The sequence below is a fragment of the uncultured Catenibacterium sp. genome, from assembly GCF_900540665.1.
Classification (GTDB): Bacteria; Bacillota_I; Bacilli_A; order Erysipelotrichales; family Coprobacillaceae; genus Catenibacterium.
The window spans coordinates 1-10,849 of sequence record NZ_UQGV01000076.1; the positions used below are offsets into that span (position 1 = coordinate 1).

Annotated in this window: 10 protein-coding genes; all 10 read right to left on the reverse strand. The window is 33.5% G+C overall.

The window, feature by feature from the left end; genetic code table 11:
- Nucleotides 1-38: 38 nt before the first annotated feature.
- The gene (locus QZQ55_RS09280) at nt 39-1,796 is read right to left on the reverse strand and encodes an ATP-binding cassette domain-containing protein (RefSeq protein ID WP_295092702.1); all 1,758 of its coding nucleotides are present in this window, start codon (nt 1,794-1,796) and stop codon (nt 39-41) included.
- Between the two features lies 1 nt (nt 1,797).
- The gene (locus QZQ55_RS09285) at nt 1,798-3,339 is read right to left on the reverse strand and encodes an ATP-binding cassette domain-containing protein (RefSeq protein ID WP_295092705.1); all 1,542 of its coding nucleotides are present in this window, start codon (nt 3,337-3,339) and stop codon (nt 1,798-1,800) included.
- Complete coding sequence (locus QZQ55_RS09290) at nt 3,327-3,596, reverse strand: ATP-binding cassette domain-containing protein (RefSeq protein ID WP_295092707.1); 270 nt, start codon at nt 3,594-3,596, stop codon at nt 3,327-3,329. Before QZQ55_RS09290 ends, QZQ55_RS09285 begins: the two co-directional genes overlap by 13 nt.
- Nucleotides 3,597-3,794: 198 nt before the next feature.
- Nucleotides 3,795-4,145, reverse strand: a complete 351-nt coding sequence (locus QZQ55_RS09295) for a helix-turn-helix domain-containing protein (protein WP_295092710.1) — start codon at nt 4,143-4,145, stop codon at nt 3,795-3,797.
- A gap of 394 nt (nt 4,146-4,539) precedes the next feature.
- Nucleotides 4,540-5,184 (reverse strand): pyroglutamyl-peptidase I, encoded by a 645-nt coding sequence (gene pcp, locus QZQ55_RS09300; protein ID WP_129981607.1) that lies wholly within the window; start codon nt 5,182-5,184, stop codon nt 4,540-4,542.
- Between the two features lie 12 nt (nt 5,185-5,196).
- On the reverse strand, nt 5,197-6,135 hold the full coding sequence (locus QZQ55_RS09305; protein ID WP_295092712.1) for a DUF979 domain-containing protein: 939 nt from the start codon (nt 6,133-6,135) through the stop codon (nt 5,197-5,199).
- Nucleotides 6,136-6,137: 2 nt separating this feature from the next.
- Nucleotides 6,138-6,839 (reverse strand): DUF969 domain-containing protein, encoded by a 702-nt coding sequence (locus QZQ55_RS09310; protein WP_295092715.1) that lies wholly within the window; start codon nt 6,837-6,839, stop codon nt 6,138-6,140.
- A gap of 144 nt (nt 6,840-6,983) precedes the next feature.
- Nucleotides 6,984-7,976 (reverse strand): aminopeptidase, encoded by a 993-nt coding sequence (locus QZQ55_RS09315; RefSeq protein ID WP_295092718.1) that lies wholly within the window; start codon nt 7,974-7,976, stop codon nt 6,984-6,986.
- A 102-nt stretch (nt 7,977-8,078) separates the two neighbouring features.
- Nucleotides 8,079-9,560 (reverse strand): glycoside hydrolase family 1 protein, encoded by a 1,482-nt coding sequence (locus tag QZQ55_RS09320; protein WP_295092721.1) that lies wholly within the window; start codon nt 9,558-9,560, stop codon nt 8,079-8,081.
- Nucleotides 9,561-9,730: 170 nt separating this feature from the next.
- The coding region (locus tag QZQ55_RS09325) for a DUF871 domain-containing protein (protein WP_295092724.1) at nt 9,731-10,849 on the reverse strand (1,119 nt) is incomplete at its 5' end.

Here is a 10,849-nt window from a genome sequence, read left to right on the forward strand (position 1 = left end):
TATTATGAGTTTAAATCCACGTTTTGACAACTAGGAGGTCATTTCATATTATCTATAATCATGAATTGTATTAATACTTGTTTATTGTTGGAAAGAAGCTTATTGATTGCACTATTAACTACAAAAGCACCTTCTACATTAAAACCTAGTTTTTCTAGTTGTTTTGTGACTTGATCAATATTCTTCAAACTATCTACTCTTACAGTATAAGCACCTGGTTTCCAAGGTGTTTCTACAACGACCTGATCCACATCACTCATTGTATAAGTAGAAGGTAATGATCCTTCATAGTATTTATAATCAGTCCCTTCCGCTCCAGGCACACCATATAATACTTTTGATTGTGTTGCATGATATGTCTTTCTATATTGATTTACAACACTTCGTGGGACATAGATACTGCCAGTACCATTATATGAATTTGAACTTATTTCTGTTCCTTCTTTTAGTATACCTCTTACAGGTAATTCTACCTCTACGAGATCCACAAGGACAGTATTAACATCCACATAGTCATTACCTTCTAAATCAATACCTGTCTGTGTTATACCAGATGCATCATACATAGGAACAGGTAAATAGAACTTTAATTTAAGATCATCCATATTGATTGAATCAACTGAAATATCCTGATTAGATAATAACTGATTACTTATATATACACCTTTATTATCATTATGCTTTACAGTTAAATTTGTATAATCATCATCATTATCATATACCTGCATACTCACTAGACTTATTGTTTGATTACATTTCTTTCCTGTAAGTTTTGCTTCTTGATATTTCAATTGAGTTTCAGTATCTAATCCAAGCATCATAACATCATCGTATTCTTTTTCATAACGCCATTTAACACTCTCCACATTCTTTACAGATTTAATCTTTTTATAATCTGATTGTGTCATAGGAAATTCTGAACCATTATATGAATAATAATCATTACTCATCTTTTCCTTATATACAGTTAAATCTCTCGAAGCAATCGTATTGATTTTTTGTTCATAAGATGCATTATAATGTCCATAATTATTATAGCTATATGCACATATAATCATTGTGAAAGCAACAAGTATATTCATTACTATTCTAAAAGTACGATGAGAAAAACGTAGAGTAAATAATTTATGATTATGTGGTATCTGTGATATAAGAGGTGTTTCCCTCTTATTTTCTTTTTCTAGAATAAGTGTTTGATCAACCTTATAGAGCACATCTGCTTCTTCAATCATCCTTTGATCATGAGTTGCCACAATCACATAATGTCCCTCTTCAGCATACTCTTTTAGATACTTAATCATTTCTATCGCATAGGATGCATCTAAAGCAGCTGTAGGCTCATCAAGTATCAATATTTCTGGTTGACTCATAATAGCTAAATAAATAGCGACTCTTGTCTTTTCACCACCTGATAAGTTTCTAGGATATTTTTTCTTTAGAGAAGCTATACCAAACTTTTCTTCATATATATCATTTCTTTGATAGCCTAATTTAACTAATTGTTTAATATGTTCCTCTATAGTCATTCCTTCAATAAACAAAGGAATCTGTGGCACATTGACCATATGATCATAAATGAACTGTTGTCTACTATCTTGATCTAATTCATCCACTCTCTGTCCTTCATAGATATATTCACACTCATATGCGAATTGAAAGGCTTTTAAGAAAGTAGACTTACCAGAACCACTCTTTCCCCTAATAATAGTTAACACACCGGGATAAGTATGAAATGATGCATTGTTTAAGATTACTTTATCACTAAATGACATATTTAAATTTTTAATTTCAATCATCTTAATGCACCTCACTTCTTAATTCATCCACTATATTCAACTTATTAATGAACTTGTTTTGAAGAACTATTCTTTCTATCAATAAGATAGCTATGAATAAAACTGTCATACTAGAAAGTGTTATTATATCAAAAGTACCTAGTATACAAGACATGACAACAGAAATAAGGGTAGAACTCACTACAACTATAGATATACTTCCCAATGATTCTATCATGGATATTCTTTGTAAATCCTTTTTTAATAATCCTGATATCAAAAGAAGTACAAGTTCTTTTTTTCTTTGCATAAGAAGATGAGATTCCAATACAATATCAATAAGTACACTAATAACTAGAATCACACTCGCAAATGTAAACATCATATTTTTATAATATAAATCAAGACTATTCATAGCCTCTCTATCAGTGAATGAATCATTAATTCTATATCCCTTTGATTCATAATAGTCTATCAATTCATTCAATTCGTTATAGGTATTAGTCTTAATGATATAACCTATATAACGTGGTGTACATCCTGATTGTTTATAGATATCCTGAAGAATTGCATACGGAACATAAATATATCTCTGACTCTTTGATACATAATGAACCTTTTTATTATTCCTAAATACACCATTGATATCAAATATATGAGTTGTCTGATGCATTCCTTTTTGATCAGTGATATAAAGATCTAAATTCACTCTATTATCAGATAATCCCTGATTCAACAGATAATAACTCTCATTATCCATATAGATTCCTGTCTTTGTTTCTTGAATATTTCTATCTATATATTTAGAAAGATCATCATCCTTGAAATAAGGCACAAGATAGACATCTTCTCCTTCTATTTGTGTATATATTTTATATAGAGGAAACGTATTCTTGTCATCTAATTTTATGAAATGAGAATAATCTTGATCCACATAACTATGCTTATCTTTGGTAATAATAGCCTTATTTTCTAATTGTCCTATCAACATCTGCATGCCTTGATCCTTTGAATGATGAATAATACCAAGAATCATCTGTCCAGATACAAGAGACAAAATAAATACCATCATCATCAAAACATACATGAACCTATAATGTTTCACATAGTCCTTTACATACTCTTTATAGAACTTATGATCAACCTGAGAGATAACACCCTTTCCACATATATCTTCTTGAAACACAGAACCATCAGATGTCAGTCTTCCATCTTCTAGTGTATAGACAATATCTGCATACTTTATAGCCTCTTCTGAATGAGAAGCCAACACAATGGTCATATGCGCACTTAATTCTTTTAATATATTATAGATTTCTATCTCATTCTCATGATCAAGTGAAGCGGTCGGTTCATCTAAGACAAGCACTTGTGGATTACTTACAAGCGCTGTTGCGATAGAAAGCCTCTGTCTTTCCCCTAAAGATAGCGTGATGACATTCTGATTTAAAGTCACATCAAGATGCATCTTATCAAGATAATCCTGTATATCTTTATCAGATAAGTGTTTATTGTGAATATGTGCAAAATACTGTAATGTACCTTTGACATCTAGATGAGCCAATAAATCATTTTCCTGTAATACATACTAATACATTCTTTCCTTATATTATTTCTATCTTTTTCTTCTATGAGATGATGATCATAATAGTATTTATACTTGCTTTTTGTATCCATAAGCGCAATACAATAGAGAAGAGCTGTCTTACCTGAACCACTCTTCCCTCTTATAAGAGTAATAGAATGTGCAGGAATAGAAATAGAGGTATGATCAAGAATAACCCTATCATATTCTATACAAATGTCCTTTAATTCAATCATATTATCATTCCCTTTCATATATATATTACACTTCTAATTATTTTTTTGTAAAGGCTTTCATTGTAATCAAAAAGAGCTGTAACGCTCAAGATAGTAATACATTCACACTGCACGATAGACTTAAAGCCATCATTAAAATTAACGCTACTATTCTTTTTATAAGAACCTCCTAATTTAAAATACTACATAGCAGCAAAATTAATTACGCATAAGAAAACAAAAAAAAAGCAACAATATCATAAGAAAAATCAAAACGCATTTTAAAACCTTTTTTGAACGACGATTTCTACTTGCCAACTGTTCTACCACTCTCGCCAGTTCAACTGCTATCATATCTTCATTTTTATCATCGGCAACATCTGATCCTATTAGTTCGCTCACAGACACATCTAATATTTCTGCCAATTTTATTAACATGTCGGCATCTGGAACTGATATTCCCTTTTCCCACTTCGAAATAGTTTGTCGCACAACGTTCAAAGTTTCTGCAACGTTTTCTTGTGTTAAGCCTTTTCGTTTTCTAAATATTTTCAAATTCTTGCTTAACATTTTATGGCTCCTCCTTCATTTGTTTGCTCTATATATACCGTAAATAGTTGCGTTGCACAAGCAACACATATTAACATAGCGTAATTTTATCGTATAGTAGATTCTTTTTTGCAATAAAGCATCATTTTCTCTCAATCTTCGGCGTCTTTCAAATACAGAGATTTCATCATGGTGGTGCCAGACACTATTAACAAATACTTATCCCATCTCCTTATTAATCAATTATTAAAGGAATCGTAGATAAATATTTGAAGATTTAGCTTGTCGCAATGGGGCATAATATCAGGAAATACCAGAAACTGAAGAAGAGAATCAAAGAAACAGAAAAAAAACAGATGAAACAAATCAAGTAAGGTTTAAGGGCAAGAAAAAAACTCTGTATTAAATACAGAGTTTAGTGAGTCTGACCTTCAACAGTCTTGATATCTTCCTGGTTTTCACCAATAGCTTTAACAGCTGCTTCAATACCAGTCACAATCTGTTCAAGACTTAATGATGGAGCAATTGGCTTACGGTTAATAACCTGGCTAGTGATGAATGGAACATGCATGAACCCACCACGAACATCTGGATATTTATTGGCAAGTGTATAAAGTACACCATACATTAAATGGTTACATACATAAGTACCAGCAGTATTAGAAACACTTGCCGGAACACCTGCTTTACGAATTTCTTCAGCCATTGCCTTAATTGGTAATGTAGCGAAATAAGCTGTTTCTCCATCTGCGAATACCGGACCATCTAAAGGCTGATTTCCTTCATTATCAGGAATACGTGCATCATTGATATTGATTGCAACACGTTCTGGGTTTAAATCAAAACGTCCCCCAGCCTGTCCAATACATAATACAGCATCTGGTTTTTCTTTTTCGATTGCAGCAGCTACTGTATCGATAGATTTGTAGAATACTGTAGGAACCATAAGTTTTACAACTTCTACATCTCCTACCTGATCAGAAACTCTTTTAACAGCTTCCCATGCAGGATTGATTGGTTCGCCACCAAATGGGTCGAAACCTGTTAATAATAATTTCATTTAAAAGCCTCCTTAGAATGCTAAAACGTACATTAAGATAATATGAATTACTAACATAGTTAATGCAACTGGAACCTGAGTCATAATAATTCTGTATTTATTCTTAGTTTCCAGCAATGCAGCAGGCATGACATTGAAGTTTGCAGCCATAGGAGTCATTAATGTACCACAGTAACCTGCAGTTAAACCTAAAGCACCAACAACAAGTGGATTTGCACCCTGTGCAATTAAGAATGGATAACCGATACCTACTGTAATAACAGCGAAGGCAGCGAAACCATTACCCATGATCATTGTAAATAATGCCATACCTACACAATAGAAGATAACTGCAATTAAGTGATTTCCTTCAGGGATAAGTGCACCTACTCCAGCAGCGATTACAGCACCTACACCAGCTGCAGTAAATAATGAACCTAAAGCAGATAATACCTGAGGTAAGATTCCTGTAGAACCAACATTATCATTTAATCTAACACCATCTTTGAAAGGTGTAGATAGTTTTGGTTTAAAGATAATAAATGCAACAATTAATGCGGCAGCAGCACTAATACCAATCGCATTGTTTGCACCAAGATTTGGTAAGAAAGTTGCAACTAATACGGCAACAAGAGCTAAGCATACTGGTGGGATAAATGACTTATATCCATATTTGTCTGCATTATCACGAGTTTCCTTAGCAGTTGGGATATGTCTTGCAGCTGGTTTTACTAAACCTAAACCAGATAATACAGCAAGAAGAACAACGATTAAACCAGTAATCCAAGTTGGGATATATGGTCCAACCATAAATGTAACAGCAATTAAGAACCAGAAAATAGCAGTAGTCACTGGCTTTTCACAGTCTTTATTAGTTAAGGCATTAAACCCTGTTGCGGCAAAGATTGCACCAATAACGCAGTAGAATACTTCTGCGATAATAGTGGCTGTATTCCATTCAATTTGTAACATTGTTATTTGCCTCCCTTTCCATATTTCTTATTAAGTTTCTTATCGAACCATAATGCATAAGCTCCACCAACAAATACAGAAATAACTGCAATTGGAATAGACCATAATGCAATCTGGTTAGCAGTAACAACCTGGTTAACACCATGTGACTTAAATAATTCGTTTAAAGTTGAAACAATAAGTAATGTTCCTGAAGCACCCATGAAACAGTTCTGAGCAAAGAAGTTACCATAGTTTTCAGTAGCTGCAGCCATACCTTTGATCTGATCTTCTGTATCTTCATCAATATCACCATATTTTGCAATCGCAGCAGCCTGAGCCATTGGATTGATTAATGGACGGATGAACTGTGGATGACCACCAATTCTTAATGAGAATGCAGATGCAAGAGTACGAACGCCTTCCCAGATAACTAATAAGCGACCTGTAGTAGCATTCTTAATACCCTTAATCAAGTCTACCGCTTTATCACGTAAGCCCATACGTTCACATAGACCTACAACTGGTAAAGTTAAAATAAATAAAGTTGCTGTACGGTTAGTTAAAAAGGCTGTACCTAGTGTATTTAAAATGTCCATGATAGACATACCACTGATTAGACCTGTTACTAAACCAGCAACAACAACTGTTGCAAGAGTATCGAATTTCATTACGAACCCAATAACGACAATTACGATACCAATAAGTTTAATAGCATCATTCATATGTTTTTCCTCTTCCTTCGTAAATTGATGAAATAATTATACCAATAAATGTCGCTATATGCAAATTGAAATGGTGTATATTTCATATAAATACAAATTGTACACTCTTACATCTTGTGATATTTGAACAAAAAATGAGGGGTATTATAATACTCCCCATTCAATCGGCTGGATAGCCTTGGCATGACCATCTTTCATGATGACCTTATCATCTACTATAATTGTTGGATTATGTGTCACTAAATCAAAATGTCCACGGGCATTATGACTGCCTCCTAAAGCAAGGTTTCTACCAAATCCAATATGGAATGTCCCAAAAGCAGACTCATCTTCAATATAGCTTGCCCCACGACACTTTGATATTGTATTTAAACCTATTCCAAATTCTGCAGCACAATACATTTCTAAATCATCAAACGACTCTAGATATTCCTGTAACTTACGTCCATCTTCAGTATCTTCAATAGAAGTGATATAACCATTCTCTATCTTGATTTCTACTGGATTGTCCACTATTCCTATATATCCCATTGATCCATCTAATATAAGTGTTCCATTTGTATGATATTCTACTGGTGGTATATATATTTCAAAGCTGGATGAAGAACATTTTCCTACTTCCCATAAAGAACCATGGAAGATACCCGGAAAACGATCTGTGATATCAAAGGTGAGGTCTGTACCACGTTTAGTAGTGACATGGATTGTTTTCGCATCACGTAATTCCCAGAACATCGGCATCCCAAGCATTGTGGCTTCATCAGGATCCATTTTTAAGAATTCCTGTTCAAATATTGATTCACCATTATTTGTAGACATGGGCATGGATAAGAACTGTGCACCACGTGAAAGTGCATAGTTAACTGCATCTGTAGTAATAAATGAATAATTCGTTGCCCCTACTATCGCATCTGCTTTAGCCATTTCCCATTTTAAAGCATCTATGCTTTTCCCATTTTGTATTTCATGTGATTTTAATTGGACAACCTTACACTCCGCACCAACATGATCACATGCTTTTAAGAAGGCATCTGCTTCTTTAAGTTTTGTTTCATCTGTCACAAAATAAACAAGATTATCTTTTGTAAGATGGAGCCAGTCTTCTACAACTATTCTTGCTCCTTCATTTATATTCATATAAAATCAACCTCCGATAATCATTATATAGAAAATCAACAGCCCTGGCGATGAATATTATAAAAATAGAACTGGCACAATTATACCAGTTCTATAATATCATTAAGGTCGAAGAATAGAATCTCCATTTGTTTCAATGATTTCTTTATATTCTTCATAAGAATCTTTCAGTTTTCTTTCAAGTGTTCCATGTCCATCATTAAAACGATCAACATAGACAAAACCATAACGCTTCTTCATTTCTCCAGTGCCTGCAGAAACAACATCAATAGGTCCCCAATATAAGTAACCCATACATTCAACACCATCTAGAATCGCTTCATGAACATATTTTAAATGTTCCTTGATGTAATACATTCTATATTCATCATGAATATGTCCTGTTTCATCTAGATTTTCATCTAAACCAATACCATTTTCTACAATAAAGAGTGGTAAATGATAACGATCATATAAGATATTCATAACATAACGGATACCTTTTGGATCAACTGGCCAGCACCAAGGTTCTGGTGAACATTCTTTCACAAATGGATTAGCACGTCCTTTTAACCCACCTGTATTACCATCCATACCAACAGACTGATCATATGTAGTAGAACGATAATAACTAAATGAGAAGAAAGTGACTGTATTTTCTTTGATTAACTGTAATTCATCTTCTCTCATTTCAGGTGCACAATCATGTTCTCTCCATACACGTTTTACATAACCAGGAATTTCACCTAAACAGAAGACATCACCAAAATAGAAGTTATTTAATCTTACTGTATTATATGCCCCAAAGACATTATCAGGATTACAGTCATATGGATATGTTGCAACAGATGAACATGTTAACATACATCCTACTTGTGCATCCTTATCAATCTCACGGCATAGTTTAACTGTCCAGGCATTGGCTACACAGATATTATAGTAAGCAAGCCATTTATCTTTTTCAGTTGTAGAACCAATAGGATCACTAGGATCTTTTGGATTATCAATAGTCAATACTCCACCAGCTACTAGTGGGTTGATCATCATATTATTGACTTCATTAAATGTAAGCCAGTATTTTACTTTACCCTTATATCTCTTAAATACCGTAGTAACATAACGTTTCCAGAAGTCAATTAGTTTACGGTTGCTCCATCCTCCATATTCAGTAATAAGATGTAGAGGTGTTTCATAATGACTTAATGTGATGACTGGTTCCATACCAAGTTCCAACATTGTTTCAAACATATCATCATAATAAGCTAAACCTTTTTCATTAGGTGTTTCTTCATCTCCATTAGGGAAGATTCTACCCCAGGCGATAGATGTTCTAAAGCAGTTAAAGCCCATACCAGCCATTAACTGTAAGTCTTCTTTATATCTATGATAGAAGTCAATCGCTTCATGACTTAAGTATGCTTTATTTGGATCTAAGCACATTTCATATTTTTTTGTTTCTTCATTCCATTTAATACCTGGATTCTTCGAACCAATACCCACCATAACATCAGTGACATTAGGTTCCTTACCATCTTCTAACCAAGCTCCTTCACATTGATTAGCAGCAACAGCACCGCCCCATAAAAATTTTTTTGGAAAACTCATATTTCTTTCCCTCCTATGATTCTATTCTAATCTAAAACAAGAAAAAATATGTTATTCTTCCCATTTGTGAAAGGCATTTTCTAGATATGAAAATACACTGCATCTCATAATAAAAGTGATAGTATAAAACATTTAAAAAGCTATATGCATGCTGCATATAGCTTTCATTATTATTTAATGATCTTGAAGTAGTGACCTGGTTCAATCATGTCTAAGAACATCATTTCTTCTTCCTTAACATGACCACAAAGGTTTCTTTCTCCATCATTTGGAATATCTCTTAATGCGATTTCTAATTCACCACGATAATGAGCAAGGTTGTCATTAACGATTAATACATCACCACGATGGAACATCTTCTGTTCTGTTTCACGATGTGGGATGCTTTCATTCTTATACTTTACTCTGCTTCCAGATGAACGTAAGAAGAATGAAGAATGATCATAACGATCCCAGTGTGGATAGTAATCATAAATAATTTCCTTTTCTATATCTGATAAACCTTCTACTTCATCAATCTTGAAGCAGATATTCTGGTAATCAACTTCTGATAAAGCCTTTAATTCTTCTTCTGAAGCATAAGCGTTACCAATGATAATATCATCAACATCTCCAGTTGCAAGCATTAAACGAGCCTGTAGATCAATTGGAAGACCTCTTAAGATTTCTACTGTTGGTAATCCACAGAATACATTCCAAGGACCATGTGTATGTGGCTGGTTACTTGATACGAATGCAGCTGTATGAAGATTTAATGATTTCCAATAAGCATTGAAATTAACAAAATAGTTCCAGTCTAAACCAGAATATCTTTCTGGGAAGAAGTTATGACAGATAATAACCTGATCCTTGTTTCCACCCTGTTCTAATAATAATTCAACACCCTGGTCCATAGAACCGTTGAATTCAATCTGAATATTATAAGGGTTTCTAGTAACCTGGATATCTCCTGTAGTACCAAATGAACCATCTAAACGGATGATATCTACACCCATATCATGAAATGGTTTTAAATCACTATAAGTAGCTCCTAAATGTTTAAATACTTCTGGGTTAGTATCTACTGCAACAACATAACCTAAAGAATGTGCTTTATCCATGAATTCTCCAAAGTCCTTCATGATCTTTTCTTTTGGATCATTCACTGATAATAAACAAGTAAAGATTCTTGAGAAGCCATACTTAGCAGCAAGTTCTAAGTAATCGTAGACTTCCTTCTGAGTTGATTTTTCAGGATAAACTGAAATTCCTAAGCGATGCATAATTAATCCTCCTATTTTTATTTTCCG

What these genes read in the sequence shown, in the direction of transcription:
- QZQ55_RS09280 (WP_295092702.1), bottom strand. Translation starts at nt 1,796, where the DNA reads ATGATTGAAATTAAAAATTTAAATATGTCATTTAGTGATAAAGTAATC.
- QZQ55_RS09290 (WP_295092707.1), bottom strand. Translation starts at nt 3,596, where the DNA reads ATGATTGAATTAAAGGACATTTGTATAGAATATGATAGGGTTATTCTT.
- QZQ55_RS09295 (WP_295092710.1), bottom strand. Translation starts at nt 4,145, where the DNA reads ATGTTAAGCAAGAATTTGAAAATATTTAGAAAACGAAAAGGCTTAACA.
- pcp (WP_129981607.1), bottom strand. Translation starts at nt 5,184, where the DNA reads ATGAAATTATTATTAACAGGTTTCGACCCATTTGGTGGCGAACCAATC.
- QZQ55_RS09305 (WP_295092712.1), bottom strand. Translation starts at nt 6,135, where the DNA reads ATGTTACAAATTGAATGGAATACAGCCACTATTATCGCAGAAGTATTC.
- QZQ55_RS09310 (WP_295092715.1), bottom strand. Translation starts at nt 6,839, where the DNA reads ATGAATGATGCTATTAAACTTATTGGTATCGTAATTGTCGTTATTGGG.
- QZQ55_RS09315 (WP_295092718.1), bottom strand. Translation starts at nt 7,976, where the DNA reads ATGAATATAAATGAAGGAGCAAGAATAGTTGTAGAAGACTGGCTCCAT.
- QZQ55_RS09320 (WP_295092721.1), bottom strand. Translation starts at nt 9,560, where the DNA reads ATGAGTTTTCCAAAAAAATTTTTATGGGGCGGTGCTGTTGCTGCTAAT.